General features: G+C 40.2%; 16 protein-coding genes and 1 tRNA gene. 6 read left to right on the forward strand and 11 right to left on the reverse strand.

Annotated elements, in window-relative coordinates; translation table 11 throughout:
• Window positions 1–163: 163 nt before the first annotated feature.
• From CYP54_RS04525 to CYP54_RS04565, 9 genes are all read right to left on the reverse strand, one after another.
• Window positions 164–254 (reverse strand) — tRNA-Ser (locus CYP54_RS04525).
• A 98-nt stretch (window positions 255–352) separates the two neighbouring features.
• Window positions 353–604: a helix-hairpin-helix domain-containing protein gene (locus tag CYP54_RS04530; RefSeq protein WP_103604360.1), complete on the reverse strand. Its 252-nt coding sequence runs from the start codon at window positions 602–604 to the stop codon at window positions 353–355.
• 89 nt (window positions 605–693) lie between these two features.
• On the reverse strand, window positions 694–1,374 hold the full coding sequence (pyrF, locus tag CYP54_RS04535; RefSeq protein ID WP_103604361.1) for an orotidine-5'-phosphate decarboxylase: 681 nt from the start codon (window positions 1,372–1,374) through the stop codon (window positions 694–696).
• Window positions 1,371–1,766 (reverse strand): transcription antitermination factor NusB, encoded by a 396-nt coding sequence (gene nusB / locus CYP54_RS04540; RefSeq protein WP_087585156.1) that lies wholly within the window; start codon window positions 1,764–1,766, stop codon window positions 1,371–1,373. The genes pyrF and nusB overlap by 4 nt, the downstream gene beginning before the upstream one ends.
• A gap of 1 nt (window position 1,767) precedes the next feature.
• Entirely contained in the window at window positions 1,768–2,238 is a 471-nt protein-coding gene (gene ribH, locus CYP54_RS04545; protein WP_103604362.1) for a 6,7-dimethyl-8-ribityllumazine synthase, read from the reverse strand.
• A gap of 68 nt (window positions 2,239–2,306) precedes the next feature.
• Window positions 2,307–2,573 carry a DMT family transporter gene (locus CYP54_RS04550; RefSeq protein WP_103604363.1) on the reverse strand — a complete coding sequence of 89 codons (267 nt, stop codon included), beginning with the start codon at window positions 2,571–2,573 and terminating at the stop codon, window positions 2,307–2,309.
• Window positions 2,570–2,899, reverse strand: coding sequence for a DMT family transporter (locus CYP54_RS04555; protein ID WP_103604364.1), 330 nt, complete (start codon window positions 2,897–2,899; stop codon window positions 2,570–2,572). The genes CYP54_RS04550 and CYP54_RS04555 overlap by 4 nt, the downstream gene beginning before the upstream one ends.
• The gene (kdsA, locus tag CYP54_RS04560) at window positions 2,889–3,695 is read right to left on the reverse strand and encodes a 3-deoxy-8-phosphooctulonate synthase (RefSeq protein WP_103604365.1); all 807 of its coding nucleotides are present in this window, start codon (window positions 3,693–3,695) and stop codon (window positions 2,889–2,891) included. The genes CYP54_RS04555 and kdsA overlap by 11 nt, the downstream gene beginning before the upstream one ends.
• A gap of 10 nt (window positions 3,696–3,705) precedes the next feature.
• Window positions 3,706–4,596, reverse strand: a complete 891-nt coding sequence (locus CYP54_RS04565) for a DMT family transporter (protein ID WP_103604366.1) — start codon at window positions 4,594–4,596, stop codon at window positions 3,706–3,708.
• Between the two features lie 152 nt (window positions 4,597–4,748).
• On the opposite strand from CYP54_RS04565, the gene der reads away from it, so the two are divergent.
• The 6 genes from der to CYP54_RS04595 all read left to right on the forward strand — a co-directional run bounded on the left by der (window position 4,749) and on the right by CYP54_RS04595 (window position 12,045).
• Window positions 4,749–6,137: a ribosome biogenesis GTPase Der gene (gene der, locus CYP54_RS04570; protein ID WP_103604367.1), complete on the forward strand. Its 1,389-nt coding sequence runs from the start codon at window positions 4,749–4,751 to the stop codon at window positions 6,135–6,137.
• On the forward strand, window positions 6,118–6,639 hold the full coding sequence (locus CYP54_RS04575; protein WP_103604368.1) for a shikimate kinase: 522 nt from the start codon (window positions 6,118–6,120) through the stop codon (window positions 6,637–6,639). Before der ends, CYP54_RS04575 begins: the two co-directional genes overlap by 20 nt.
• A 366-nt stretch (window positions 6,640–7,005) precedes the next feature.
• Complete coding sequence (trpS, locus tag CYP54_RS04580; RefSeq protein WP_103604369.1) at window positions 7,006–7,968, forward strand: tryptophan--tRNA ligase; 963 nt, start codon at window positions 7,006–7,008, stop codon at window positions 7,966–7,968.
• Window positions 7,969–7,981: 13 nt separating this feature from the next.
• Complete coding sequence (locus tag CYP54_RS04585; RefSeq protein WP_021090475.1) at window positions 7,982–8,422, forward strand: hypothetical protein; 441 nt, start codon at window positions 7,982–7,984, stop codon at window positions 8,420–8,422.
• Window positions 8,423–8,431: 9 nt separating this feature from the next.
• Window positions 8,432–9,676, forward strand: coding sequence for a serine--tRNA ligase (gene serS, locus CYP54_RS04590; protein WP_103604370.1), 1,245 nt, complete (start codon window positions 8,432–8,434; stop codon window positions 9,674–9,676).
• Window positions 9,676–12,045 (forward strand): tetratricopeptide repeat protein, encoded by a 2,370-nt coding sequence (locus tag CYP54_RS04595; RefSeq protein ID WP_103604371.1) that lies wholly within the window; start codon window positions 9,676–9,678, stop codon window positions 12,043–12,045. The genes serS and CYP54_RS04595 overlap by 1 nt, the downstream gene beginning before the upstream one ends.
• Before the next feature lie 44 nt (window positions 12,046–12,089).
• On the opposite strand, the gene CYP54_RS04600 is transcribed toward CYP54_RS04595, so the two are convergent.
• Window positions 12,090–13,337: a DUF2920 family protein gene (locus tag CYP54_RS04600; protein WP_103604372.1), complete on the reverse strand. Its 1,248-nt coding sequence runs from the start codon at window positions 13,335–13,337 to the stop codon at window positions 12,090–12,092.
• Window positions 13,338–13,366: 29 nt separating this feature from the next.
• Window positions 13,367–13,945: a hypothetical protein gene (locus CYP54_RS04605; protein ID WP_103604373.1), complete on the reverse strand. Its 579-nt coding sequence runs from the start codon at window positions 13,943–13,945 to the stop codon at window positions 13,367–13,369.
• Between the last annotated feature and the right edge of the window lie 8 nt (window positions 13,946–13,953).

Here is a 13,953-nt window from a genome sequence, read left to right on the forward strand (position 1 = left end):
AATCATAATTTTTTAAAAATGTATGATCACTATAAAATTTTTACTCATAGTTAAGTTTTACTAGGTAAGCAATTTTCTAACGCAGAAATAATTTAATTTTATATAAAGATATTCAAAAAATAATGTGAAATGATAATAAAAATTTATGATTATCTATAAGTAGTGGCGGACAGAGAGGGATTTGAACCCTCGAGCCCCGATTAAGAGCTGCACCCTTAGCAGGGGTGTGGTTTCAGCCACTCACCCATCTGTCCATAAAAAGAAATCGCATTATAATTGAACGCCGCTGATATCTTGCTTAAATTTGCATTTAACAATTGTAACCCTCAGATAGAAAATCTAAAACAAAAATTTATAAATTTGGCTCTTCAAAGGTTACCATTTTAGCTTGGTTTTTGTCTGGGTGCGGCGTATTTGCATAGTAGCAAACCATACGGTAAACATAGAGGATACACCTATCGCTGCCGCGTCCGAGTGCCTTTGTGCGCTCAAACATCTCGTCTGGATCCGCGCCCTTTAACGAAGCAATGTCTGTGTAGCCGAGTGCCAACAGATCGGCCTCGGTCGCTTCACCGACATAGGGGATTTTCTTAAAATCACTCAAATTTAGCTCCTCACTTCGCTTTGATGTCATCTTCACACAACATTTTATAAAAAAGCTTAGTTAAAAACCACTTCACACAAGTTCAAATTTTAAATTTGCTCCAAAATTCGTTCACAAATTTCTCTTGGATTTGCATTTTCATAAATCGGCCTGCCAACAACTATGAAGTCACTACCTTCTTGCCTTGCACTCACTAAGTTTGCGACTCTTTTTTGATCTCCAGCACTCTCGCCAAAAGGTCTAACACCAGGACAAAGGGTGATAAATTTCTCATTTGTTACATCTTTAATGAGCTTACTTTCAAAAACAGAACAGACCATTCCGTCAAGCCCTGCTTCAAAACTCATCTGGCTAAATTTTCTAACAGCTCTTGCGATCGTATCATTATAAACAGCGTCAAATTCGCTCTCACTAAAGCTAGTAAGTGCCGATACTGCGAGCACCAAAGGACGGTTCCCAAGACCAGCTAGCCTATCCATAACTGTCTTCATCGCGCGCTCACCGGCGCTAGCATGCACATTTATCATATCTACGCCGATTTTTGAGACGACTTCAGCCGCATCTGCCATCGTATTTGGGATATCATAGAGCTTTAGATCGAGGAAAATTTTAAAATTTCCAAGCCCTTTTAGCTCTTCTATAAATTTTGCCCCATCCCTAAGATAGCTTCTAAGCCCCACTTTTAGCCAAAGATCAAGCCCTTTTAGCTCACGAGCAAGGGCTAAATTCTCTTCACTACTAGCCATATCAAGTGCGACACAGAGCCTCACAGATCGTCCTTTAGCTTATCAAGTACGCCATTTATAAATTTTGGTGCCTGATCACTTCCAAGTTCTTTCGCAAGCTCGATCGCTTCGTTTATGATGACAGCCTTATCAGTTTGGCTAAATTTCATCTCATAAAGCCCAAGTCTAAGAATGGCAAGCTCAGTCGCGCCAACTTTGCTAAAATCGCCGTCTTTTAGATATGGCTTTAAAATTTCATCTAGTTTTTCTTTGTTTGCGAGCACCTCTTTAAAAGTCTGCTGCGCCTCATGTTTACGCTCGTTTCTTATCTTTTTCTCTTCCAGAAATTCCTCTTCAAATGCAGCAGTTACCGGATTTATCTCATTTGAGTATAGTAGCGAAACGACGGCCTGCCTAACCTGATGACGAGTCGCCATTTCACGCCTCCAAATTTTTATACAAGCTTAGCATCTCGATCACGCCCGTCATCGCCTCAAAGCCCTTGTTTCCGGCCTTTGAGCCCGCTCTCTCGATGGCTTGCTCGATGCTATCTACCGTTAACACGCCAAACGTCACCGGTTTGCCGTATTTTAGCGTGACGTTTGCGATGCCCTTGGTGGTCTCGGCGCTAACGTAGTCAAAGTGAGGCGTAGAGCCGCGGATCACCGCTCCCACGCAGCAAACGGCGTCAAATTTGCCGCTAGCTAGAGCTTTTTCAAGTGCCATCGGTATCTCAAACGCGCCCGGCACCAAAATGAGACTCAAATTTTTCTCATCCCCGCCGTGACGTAAAAACGCATCCCTCGCGCCCTCCACCAGCCTATCGGTGATGATGTGGTTAAATCTCGCGCCCACTATGGCGATCTTTTCGCCGCCTTTTAAAGCCAAATTTCCTTCGATTATTTTCATGACTTCTCCTTTTAAATTATCTTTAACATTACCGCGCTTAGCGTTATTAGCGATAGATAAAACGCCTTTTACGCGCTCATTTTTTCGCCGTTAAAAACCACTCCAACTCCCACGGCTCCGATCGCTCCGATACCCGTCCAAATCGCGTACGCCACCGACATCGCCATCGCCTGCATCGCGTAGCTCAAAAGCCAGAGTGAAAGGGCGAAATTCGCGGTTAAAATCAAAAAATTCGCCGCTTTTTTCACGCCGACGCTTTTTTGAAATTTGGTTAGAAAAAACACGCCCGAAACCTCGCAGCACCCAGCCACTAAAAGAGCTAAAACGTGCATCAAGATTTTAGCCTTTTTAGCCCTAGCACGCCCGCAACTAGCGTTGCTATGAAAAATAGCCGCAAAACATCGGGCGCCTGGCCGCTTGAGCCGTATTCGCTAACGCTTTCGGCGACCACGATAAAAAACGCTCCAAGCCCCACAAATACGGTATATGCGACGCTAACGGGGATGTATTTTAAAGCCTTTACAAATGACACGAAGCTAACGCAGACTAACGCGGCAGTAAGCGCGAATCCTACGGCATCTTGGGCGTGTTTTAGCCCATACGCCCAGCCGCACTCGGCGACCGCGCCGCCTAGCACCCACAAAAAGCCCTTAGTTTGCATCGCCTAGGGCGCCTTTTATCTTAAAAATTTGAGCGATATTTGCGTCTAGCTCGTCCAAATTTAGCATATTAGGCCCGTCGCAAAGCGCCTCGCAAGGATTAATATGCGTCTCGTAGAAAAATCCGTCCACGCCGGTAGCTGCCGCAGCTCGCGCTAGATACGGTACAAATTTCGCGTCCCCGCCGCTTTTTTCACCCAGAGCTGATGGCATCTGTACGCTATGAGTAGCGTCGAAAATCACGGGCGCAAATTCTCTCATCAGCACCAAATTTCGCATATCTACGACTAAGTTTCCGTAGCCAAAGGTACTGCCTCGCTCCGTTAGCCACACGCCGTTTTGCTTGGCAACCTCGTATCCGTCGCCCTTTACGCCGCGCGTTTCTAGCACTTTTTTGACTGAATGCTTCATCGCAGAAGCCGCCAAAAACTGCCCTTTTTTGATATTTACCACCGCTTTTGTCTTAGCCGCAGCCACGAGCAAATCGGTCTGGCGACATAAAAATGCCGGGATTTGCAGCACGTCCGCCACCTCGCCCACAGGCTGTGCCTGATAGCTCTCGTGGATATCGGTCAAAATTTTAAAACCGAATTCCTTTTTTACCTTGGCTAAGATTTCGCACCCTTTTTCAAGTCCGGGTCCGCGAAACGAGCTTATACTCGTGCGATTTGCCTTGTCAAAGCTTGATTTGAAATAAAAATCTATCCGCTTATCTTCGTTAAATTTAACTAGCCTTTTTGCCACCTCAAAAACGAGCTGCTCGCTTTCGATGACGCAAGGCCCTGCTATTAATATCATTTTTTCTCCTTTATTTTTCTCTAACAACTAAAATTCCACTAACCACGACAAGCATGATGCCTACAAGCGCTAGGTGATTTGGTAACGCATCGCCCATAAAATAGCCAATTATAAGCGTAAAAATAACATCCGCGTAGCTAACTGCAGCGATGACGCCAGCCTTTTTACCAACAGCGAACGCCTTTGTCATGTACGACTGAAAAAAATATCCACTAAGCCCCATTAGCAAGATAAAAACAACGTTATACCAGCTTGGCATGCTAAATTTTGAAAATAAAAAATCAAGTGGCTCGTAGGTAAAAAATTCTGCCAAACCCATGCAAATAAGCGGCAAAAACGAACCCCAAAGCATGAAGCTTAGCACGATGATATTTGTGCCGTAACTTTTATTTAGCTCCTTTACGCTTGTGTATGCTATTGCCGCACCAAGACCACTCCAAATGCCGATGATATCGGTCTTATTTATACCTAAATTTGGCTGAATAACAAGCAAAATTCCACCAAATCCCAAAAATACAGCAAACCAGCCAAGTGAGCTTAGACGCTCTTTGAAAATAAAGGCTGCGAGGATGGCTGTAAAGATTGGATTTGTCTTTTGAAATGTAAAGGCTGTGGCCAAATTTACATGAGCGACATTGTAAAAAAAAGCAAAAAGTGCGACCGTGCCGACAAAGCCACGAAACATTAACAAAAAAAAGTGTCCACCAGCTTGCTTAAATGGAAATCTATAAATGGCATAAATGACGATAAAAAGGCCTATTAAATTTCTAAAAAATACAACTTCGATAGATGGCATATCCTTGCTAAGATACTTTGCAAATGCGCCAGTAACAGCAAACATAAAGCAAGCAAAGAGCATATAAAAAATGCCAAGATGCGAAATATAAAACCTTTTTAACATCACATGACCTTTAAAATTAAAGTAGCCATTTTAATGAAAAGTGGCTTAAATTTTGGTTGATTTTTTCTTTTATTTTGGCGCTTTTAAGCAAATTTTTATACTTTATATAAGTCAAAAATTTGTATAATCAGCCATCACGAAAAGGACAAAATTTGCAAAAAGTAATATTAGTAGGCAAGCCAAATGTCGGCAAAAGCTCACTTTTTAACCGCTTAGCTGGTCGTCGTATCGCTATAACAAGCGATGTTAGCGGCACGACAAGAGATACGAACAAAGCTAAGATCGAGGTTGAGGGTAAAGAGTGCATTTTAATCGACAGCGGTGGCCTTGATGATAGTAGCGAGCTTTTTAAAAATGTAAAAGCAAAGACCTTGGCAGAGGCTAAAAATTCAGACGCCATTTTATACATGGTCGATGGCAAAATGATGCCAGATGACGAGGATAGAGCCATTTTTTACGAGCTTAGCAAGCTAAATTTACCAATCGCTCTAGTCATCAATAAAATAGACAGCAAAAAAGATGAGCAAAGAGAGTGGGAATTTGTAAGCTTTGGCGCAAAAAACTCATTTGGAATTTCTGTAAGCCACAACACAGGTATTGATGAGCTTAGTATGTGGCTAGCAAAGCACTTAGAAAACAAAGTGCAGATAAAGGCCGATACGAGTGAAGATTTTGATGATTTTTTAGAAAACTATAATGACGAGGGTGAGCTAAGCGACGAGATAGACTATGAGAGCAAAAACATTAGAGTTGGTATCATAGGACGTGTAAATGTCGGCAAAAGCTCACTCCTAAATGCTCTTGTAAAAGAGAGTCGCGCCGTCGTTAGCGACGTAGCAGGCACTACGATCGACCCAGTAAATGAAATTTATGAGCATGATGGCAGGGTTTTTGAGTTTGTCGATACTGCTGGTATTAGAAAGCGTGGCAAGATCGAGGGCATCGAGAGATACGCGCTAAATAGAACTGAGAAAATTTTAGAAGAGACAGACGTAGCTCTACTCGTGCTTGATAGCTCTGAGCCATTAACTGAGCTTGATGAGCGTATCGCTGGCATCGCCTCGAAATTTGAGCTTGGCGTCATCATCGTGCTAAACAAATGGGATAAAAGTAGCGAAGAATTTGACGAGCTTTGCAAAGATATAAAGGATAGGTTTAAATTTCTAGCATACGCACCGATCATCAGCGTTTCGGCACTTGGCGGCAAAAGAGTACATAAAATTTATCCACTCATCATTGAAATTTACAAAAACTACACACAAAAAATCCAAACTTCAAAGCTAAACGAAGTGATCGGCGAAGCGACCAAAGCGCACCCACTGCCACGAGATAAAGGTAGGGTTGTAAAAATCTACTACGCAGTGCAGTTTAAGACAGCACCTATCATGATAGCGCTTATAATGAACCGCCCAAAATGTCTACATTTTAGCTACAAACGCTATTTAACAAACAAGCTTAGAGAGAGTTTTAACCTAACTGGCGTGCCTATCGTGCTAATCCCTAAAAAACGTGGAGAGAGCGATGAAAACAAAGAACAATAATATCGTTTTAATAGGATTTATGGGCGTTGGTAAGGGGACGACCGCAAGGGCACTAAGCAAGGCGCTAAAGACGATGAACCTTGACTGCGACGATCTTCTTGAGAGCTCACAAAATATGAAGATAAAAACTATTTTTGAAGAGTATGGAGAGGAGCATTTTAGGCAGCTTGAAAAGGATCTAGCTAAATTTCTAGCGACAAATGTCAAAAACAGCATCATCTCAACTGGTGGTGGTTTCGCAAAGGTTAAAAATTTAAAGAAAATTGGTACCGTGATCTATCTAAAAGCTAGTTTTGATGCGATCATGCAAAGACTAAAAAATAGTAAAAATAGCGAGAAAAAGCTAGCCAAACGTCCACTTTTAAGCGATCTAAAAAAAGCCGAGGCGTTACATCTGGAGCGAGAGGAGCTTTATGAGAAAAAGGCTGATTACATCGTCGAAGTCGAGGGTAAAACTCCAAAGCAAATCGTAAAAGAGATAAGGATGCTTTTAAAGATTTAGTTGTAAAGTAGCGTGATTGCTGCTTGCAACGATACATTTCAAGATCAGGCTGGATACCAAAAAGTCTAACCTGATGTTAAAATTTAAACGTTTTGGCAAAGATTTTTTTTAGGCGAGACGAAATTTTGGTTTTAAGTGAGGGCTAGACACATGGCCTGCTAGTTAAATTTTAAGATTAGATTAGATACAAAAACTCTAATGTAACGTTAAAATTTAAAAAGCATTTTGGCGAAATATCGCGAGATGATTTTGATAGTTGTGTAGAAATTTTAAGCCGAGGCTAGACACATAGTCTGCCGAAAGTTTAAAATTTCAAATCTCTATCAAAAGCGTTCGCGAGAAAAAGCCAAAATTTGAAAGGATAAGATGAGAGTATTAACCGGCCTCCAACCCTCCGGCAAACTACACCTTGGCAACTATTTTGCCTCGATAAAACAGATGGTTGATATGCAAGAGCAAAATGAGATGTTTATGTTTATAGCAAACTACCACGCGATGACAAGCCTTAGCGAGGCCAAAGCCCTAAAGCAAAACACTTTTGAGGCAGCATGTGCGTTTTTGGCACTTGGGATCGATCCAAATAAAAGTATTTTCTGGGTACAGAGCGACGTTAAAGACGTGCTTGAGCTTTACTGGGTGCTAAGCCAGCACACGCCTATGGGGCTACTTGAGCGCGCACACAGCTACAAAGACAAGGTCGCAAAAGGTCTTAGTTCGCACCACGGACTCTTTAGCTATCCAGTTTTGATGGCAGCTGACATTTTGCTTTATAATGCGCAGGTCGTACCCGTAGGCAAGGATCAGATCCAGCACGTAGAGATCGCACGTGATATCGCGATAAAATTTAATAACGAACATGGAGAAATTTTTACATTGCCTGAGGCGAAGATCGATGAAAATGTCGCCACCGTGCCTGGCACAAACGGTGAAAAGATGAGCAAAAGCTATGGCAATACAATCGACATCTTTTCTGACGCTAAAACGCTTAAAAAGCAAATTTCTAGCATCGTGACAGACGGCACACCGCTTGAAGAGCCAAAACAGTGGCAAAACTGCAACGTCTATAATATCGCCAAACTTTTCTTAGACGAGAGTGGGCAAAAAGAGCTTCAAGCTAGATATGAGCGTGGTGGCGAAGGTCATGGGCACTTTAAAGCTTATCTAAATGAGCTTATTTGGGACTATTTTAAAGATGCGAGGGAGAAATTTGAGCATTATCAAAATAATCCTGACGAAGTGTCTGGAATTTTAAAAATAGGAGCCAAAAAGGCAAGTAATGTTGCTCAAACAACGATAAAAAAAGTTCGTGAAGCAGTCGGAATTTATTAATAAAGGAAAAAATATGCAAAATTTATATCCATACGCACAGATAGTTCATCTTTTCTGTGCAATCATCTTTGTTGGTTACCTCTTTTTTGATGTAATCATTTTTAAGGCAGCTTGTAAAAAAATGCCACCTGAGCTTGCTCAAAAGGCAAAACAAGCTATCGGTTCAGTTGCTATTAAGATAATGCCACTTTGTATCTTGCTTTTGGTATTAACTGGAGGCATGATGATGAGTAACTGGGTCGGATCAAAGGCTGGAGGATACTTTGAGACAAATTTACAAATCATTTTTATGATCAAATTTTTCTTAGCGATGCTAATCGTAGCCGCTGTTATAACAAATTTAAGCTGCAAATTTATATTTAAACGCCCTAGCCCACTTGGCAACATTCACCCATTTGCGCTAACAGCAGCAGTTTTTATCGTACTTTTTGCAAAAGTTATGTTTATGGTTTAAGGATACGGAATGATAAATTTAAAACTACTCGAGACAAATTACGATGAATTTGTAAAAAAACTTGAGGGAAAAAATGTAAAAGCTGGGCTACTTGACGAGCTTTTACAAACTTTTAACGAGCTAAAACAAAAGCGCAAAGCACTTGAAAATTTTCAAGCGATCCAAAACGCAAAGAGTAAAGAGCTTGGCATAAAGGCAAGAGCAGGTGAAGACGTAAGTGAGCTTAAAAATGAGCTAAATTTAAACAAAGCTGCACTTTCTGATGCTGATGATATCGTTAAACAATATGAAGAAAAGCTTGAGCAAATTTCATTTAACGTGCCAAATATCACCGACGATGACGTGCCATTTGGCAAGGACGAGGACGATAATGTCTGCATTAAAACGGTGCTTGAGCCAACTAAATTTAGCTTTACACCAAAAGAGCACTGGGAGTTAGGTGAGAGCCTTGGTTGGCTTGACTTTGAAAGGGGCGCAAAGCTCTCAGGATCTCGCTTTACCGTGCTTCGTGGCATGGGAGCAAGGCTAAGTAGAGCGCTTGTTAATTATATGATCGACTTTAATAGCGCGCGCGGCTTCGAGCTTGTAAATGTCCCTTATCTAGTAAGCTCAAACACACTTTTTGGTACTGGCCAGCTGCCTAAATTTGAAGAGGATCTTTACAAAGTGCGCGACGAAGACCTCTACCTCATCCCAACTAGCGAAGTGCCTGTGACAAATTTATACAACGACACGATCATTGAAGCTGAGCAGTTACCTATAAAGATGACTTGCTACTCAGCATGCTTCCGCCAAGAGGCAGGCTCAGCAGGACGTGACACTAGAGGTATGATCCGCCAGCACCAGTTTGAAAAGGTCGAGCTAGTAAGTATCACAAGACCTGATCAAAGCGAAGACGTGCTAAATGAGATGGTATCGTGCGCAAGCGATCTACTAACTAGCCTTGGACTTCCTCACCGCCATATGCTTCTTTGCAGCGGCGATCTTGGATTTAGCGCGGCAAAGACGATAGACCTTGAGGTTTGGCTACCTGGTCAAGGTAAATATAGAGAGATAAGCTCTATTTCTAATACTCGTGATTTTCAAGCAAGGCGTGCAAAAATTCGCTTTAAAGATGGTAAGAAAAATATGCTTGTAAATACGCTAAATGGCTCAAGTCTAGCTGTGGGTAGGACTCTTATTGCTATCATGGAAAACTACCAAAAAGCAGATGGCACTATCGAAATTCCAGAAGTTCTTAAAAGGTATATGTAGTGGCTGAAGAAGAGGTTGTAGTTTTAAAACCACCTGGCGAGCAAGCAGAGCAAGCGCCTGAAGAGGCAAAAACCGAAGCGCCTGAAGAGATCGTCTCGCTTGAGAGTATAGCAAGTGAAGGCGTGTTACAAGATGAAAGCATCCCGGAGCCAATCCCTGTAAAAAAGAGCAATAAAAAGCTCTTTATAATAGCAGGTGTGGTCGCTCTAGTACTTATCATCTTGATAGTGGTTTTGCTAGTTATCTTGCTAAAGAAAGACAAAAAAGAGAACATAGATACTGCAAGTATCGTAAAAAATATAGAAAACAACTACCAAACGCAAAATTTTGGCGCTTCAAAGATCGATGAAATGATAAATAAGGCCAATCAGCTCTACGAGCGTGGCAATAAATTTGAGGCTCTAAAAATTTATGAAAACATAGCTGTTTATAACCAGTCTCTCTCAAACTACAACCTCGGTGTTTCGCAGATGAAACAAGAAAGATGTGATGAGGCGATCGTATCTTTTAACAAAGCAATAACCGATAGAGAAAACACGGCGGTTAGTGCCATAAACGCTGCTGTTTGCTCACTTGAGCTAAATAACACCAAAAATTTTAACTACTATATAGGACTTGCTGACTCATTTTTGCAGTATGAAAATAACTCGCCACTTTATAGCTATTACTACGCGCTTATAAACTACTATAAAGGCAACTATTACGAGGCGCTTCAAGCACTTTCTCATCCAAATACCGCAGATTATAAAAATGAATATGCGTATTTAAGTGCAAAAATTTTATCACTTCTTGGTGATGATGAGAGAGCAATAGCTAAGCTTGAGAGCCAAAAGGCGTTTAAGGCCGACTTCACGCTAGCACAGCTCTATGCAAGACTTGGTAAATATGACAAGGCAAGGGATTATTTAACAAAAGCTTCTAAAAATACGCCAAATATCGATCTTATCAAGATGACTGAGGCGCTAATTGATCTAAAAACTTCTGACTACGGCGACGCGGCTGCATTTATCAAAGATGTTTACGACTACAATGCTTCTTTGCCAAGCAAAATTTACAAGATAAAAACGATACTAAAGCCTGATCTTTTTGATGTCAGCCTAGCTCAGGCACACTTTAGTGATGATATGTTTTTTGATAGAACAAGGCGCTATGAGACGCTTTTCTACTTCGCACCCTACAAGGTCTTTGACGCAAAACAGAGCATCGAGCAGATAAGAAAAGGCGGCGTTAGCGTCTTTTTAGACGATACATCAGCAGCAAACGACTATCTTAGCCAAAGTGCAGCTGCTTCAAAAGTAAATGCAAAACTTAGTGAAGCTATTGCAAAAGCACTAAGCTACCGCTTAAAAGAAGCAAATAAAGAGTTTGAAGAGCTAGCTAGCACTTATCCAAATCACTCTATCTTGCAATACAACCTCGCCCTAAGCTACGCTCAGCTTGGAAATTTTAGCCTTGCAGCAAAGCACTTCATAGCAAGCTATCACCAGGATGTAAATAACCATCTTGCAGGTATTTTTGGGGCGATTTGTCTAGATATAAATAGAAATTTAAACCCAAAACTCATTGAAGAGATCGGCGAAAATTTAGAAAATGACAAGAGTTTAAAGCCTGTAAATTTATACGCCTCGCTTCTAAGCCTGGTTAGCGGCAACCAAAGTGCGATGATAAGGTGGCTTGAAGAGCCAAAAGAGCAGACAATGCTAAATTTAGCCTTTGATATCATCATCGCAAAAATAACAAACAATGATGAGCTAATGATAAAAAAAGCTGATGAGCTACTAAAAATTTTGCCAAATGATATTATTGCAAATATCTTAAATTTCATCTCGAAAAACAAAGAGCAAAATGTCAAAGAGTATGCAAAAGCGATACAAATTCACTTTAATGGCAAGCAGCTTGATTCAAACGCTTTCTATCACGGCGCTGATATCATCAAAAAGCAATACATCAAGCTACTTCAAATTTCAGGCTTACTTACAAGAGAGCGTGATAAGTTAAGAGCCGAGCTAAAAAATGCTCCAAAGAATATAAATTTAATCCAAACTCTAGCCTATGTCGATATCTTTACAAACGACTTTGATGAGAGCTATAAACTTTATAATCAAGCAATCGATGAGTTTAAAGTAAATGACGCTAGCACATTATTTTTAGCATCTGTGGCTGCGACAGGAGCTGGAAAGGTATCAAACGCGATCGCGCTTTTAGAGCTAACAAAACTAAATGATGCTAGTGCTATCGAAAATAGAATAGCTCTTGGTCTAATGTATCAGCAGATAGATAATATAAAAGCAGCTCTTATACAATACAGCAAAATAGGAAATGTTGAGTATGAAAGCGAATTTTACGACTTTGAGATAGATAATGACTGATAAAAACTAGGTCTTTATGCGCCTAGTTTTAACTATTTTAAATACTAAGCAATATCTAAAATTTCAAGATTTATTTGATCTAAGACTTCACTAAATTTATAGATCATATCGCCGCATTTATACTCAATACTCTTGCTGCTCTTATTGTTTTTTTGAGATAAAATTTTCTCCATCATACTGGGAGGCTCTTTTTGTAAAAGTAGTTTATAAGACATCCCCATTCCATGCGTTAGAGACTTTATAAATTTGCCATCAACCTCACTCTCATCTTTTACCATATGAAGCGTCGCGTCAAATTTTAGCTTCTTAAGAGCCTCGTAAAGCTCGATTTTATCCTTTGCTGGGGCTATTTCTTTATCAAAAATACAGTGATAGCTCACGTAAATTGGCTTTTTATAGCTGCTTTGAACATTTAAATGATCTAAATTTAGGATGTTTCTTATCTCTTCTCTTGCGTCAATAAAATAGTATGGTGATTTTTCATTAAGTGTCCAGTAGGTCTTATCAAAAAAATAAATATATAAATTTTGATACAAAGTGTCAGTGCCAAAACAAAAATAGTTAGTAAAATTTATCTCTTTACCAAAGCCAATAAGACGCCATAAAAATATGGCATAAGAGCTATTATCTATCACCGCATCAACTAGCCATGGAACGATCTTAGCACACATATGTGCCAGATATCCACCATGTGAGCTGCCTACCATTATCACTGGCAGATATTCAAATTTGGCATTATTTATATATTTTTTTGTATAAAGCACAGCATTTAGCACATCCATTGCTTGCATAACGCCAAAATTTTGATATTCATTTTTTGTTGGCACTATCGTAATGCTAGCATTTAGTCTAAAATCAGCCGGCAAAATACCTCTCTCTTTTCGAATAATAATCTCTTTGCTGAGAAATTTAAGTAGCAAATCAACCTTCTCGTGGCAGTCGATACTTTTTAGATCAATTGGTAAATTTATACCTATACTTGATAGTTCTCTTGTTAAGATTTCGCGATCTATATCATCAAGTCCAAATTTCGCCCCAAGCTGTGGGCGGTTGCCTATGCAGTGATAATCCACACTAATGCATGCAACATCATAAGTCTCTGCCATAGTCCGAATAAGATTAGCTCTATATCCAAGGTCAGAGTCTTCTCCAAGCCCAGGGATAATCACCAGAAGAGCTTTTGCATCCTTGGTATTGTCATAACATGAATAAAAGGAGAGGGGAGAGCTTCTTTTTATACCAAGCTCAATATCATCACAAGATAAAATTTCATAGCTTCCATCAACTAGCATTTAAATCCTTTTAAATTTACTAATTTCTCCTATTTTTGCGAGACATTATAAAAAAAGCTAACGATCTGTTTTGCTAGACGTTCTTTAAAAAATGGCCAAATGTAACTTGGTGAATAGACATTGCCAACTTGCATAAGCGAGATATTTGTCGCCTTTTCTCCACCATTTTTTGGACGCACTAGCACGCTTACTTGCATGTGATAAGTATAGCTATTCGTGCTAAAGTCATCATCATCGTAATAGCCAAATGGGAAAAACATCGAGTAGCCAAAGCCAAAGCTTGGTCTGCCAAAGCCATATCCCATGCCCATCGAAAATCTAGGATCTCTTTTTATTATCCTAGAAAAGCTTTGCACATCGCCAAGGATGATGAAGTCGGCATTTTTGATATTTGGCTCGTTTCTAAAGCCAGCCTTTGCAAACTCGCTTAAAATTTCAGCATTTACATCTTGCCCGGTCGCACTATTTTTAAAATTTACATAGACGCTTTTGTTTGATTCATTAAGCGTAAAAAAGATCGGATCGCTCGTTTTGACCGAGATATTTGGAGTGCTGTTAGCACATCCAACAAAAAATACCGCTAAGACAAATAAAAAGAAATTTTTCATATTCACTC

The sequence above is a fragment of the Campylobacter concisus genome (genome assembly GCF_002914005.1).
GTDB classification, from domain to species: domain Bacteria; phylum Campylobacterota; class Campylobacteria; order Campylobacterales; family Campylobacteraceae; genus Campylobacter_A; species Campylobacter_A concisus_N.

Excerpts from the sequence above, each read along its gene's own strand:
- ribH (WP_103604362.1), bottom strand. The coding sequence starts at position 2,238 with ATGAAAATAATCGAAGGAAATTTGGCTTTAAAAGGCGGCGAAAAGATC.
- CYP54_RS04555 (WP_103604364.1), bottom strand. The coding sequence starts at position 2,899 with ATGCAAACTAAGGGCTTTTTGTGGGTGCTAGGCGGCGCGGTCGCCGAG.
- kdsA (WP_103604365.1), bottom strand. The coding sequence starts at position 3,695 with ATGATATTAATAGCAGGGCCTTGCGTCATCGAAAGCGAGCAGCTCGTT.
- CYP54_RS04575 (WP_103604368.1), top strand. The coding sequence starts at position 6,118 with ATGAAAACAAAGAACAATAATATCGTTTTAATAGGATTTATGGGCGTT.
- serS (WP_103604370.1), top strand. The coding sequence starts at position 8,432 with ATGATAAATTTAAAACTACTCGAGACAAATTACGATGAATTTGTAAAA.
- nusB (WP_087585156.1), bottom strand. The coding sequence starts at position 1,766 with ATGGCGACTCGTCATCAGGTTAGGCAGGCCGTCGTTTCGCTACTATAC.
- CYP54_RS04600 (WP_103604372.1), bottom strand. The coding sequence starts at position 13,337 with ATGCTAGTTGATGGAAGCTATGAAATTTTATCTTGTGATGATATTGAG.
- CYP54_RS04565 (WP_103604366.1), bottom strand. The coding sequence starts at position 4,596 with ATGTTAAAAAGGTTTTATATTTCGCATCTTGGCATTTTTTATATGCTC.
- CYP54_RS04585 (WP_021090475.1), top strand. The coding sequence starts at position 7,982 with ATGCAAAATTTATATCCATACGCACAGATAGTTCATCTTTTCTGTGCA.
- trpS (WP_103604369.1), top strand. The coding sequence starts at position 7,006 with ATGAGAGTATTAACCGGCCTCCAACCCTCCGGCAAACTACACCTTGGC.
- CYP54_RS04605 (WP_103604373.1), bottom strand. The coding sequence starts at position 13,945 with ATGAAAAATTTCTTTTTATTTGTCTTAGCGGTATTTTTTGTTGGATGT.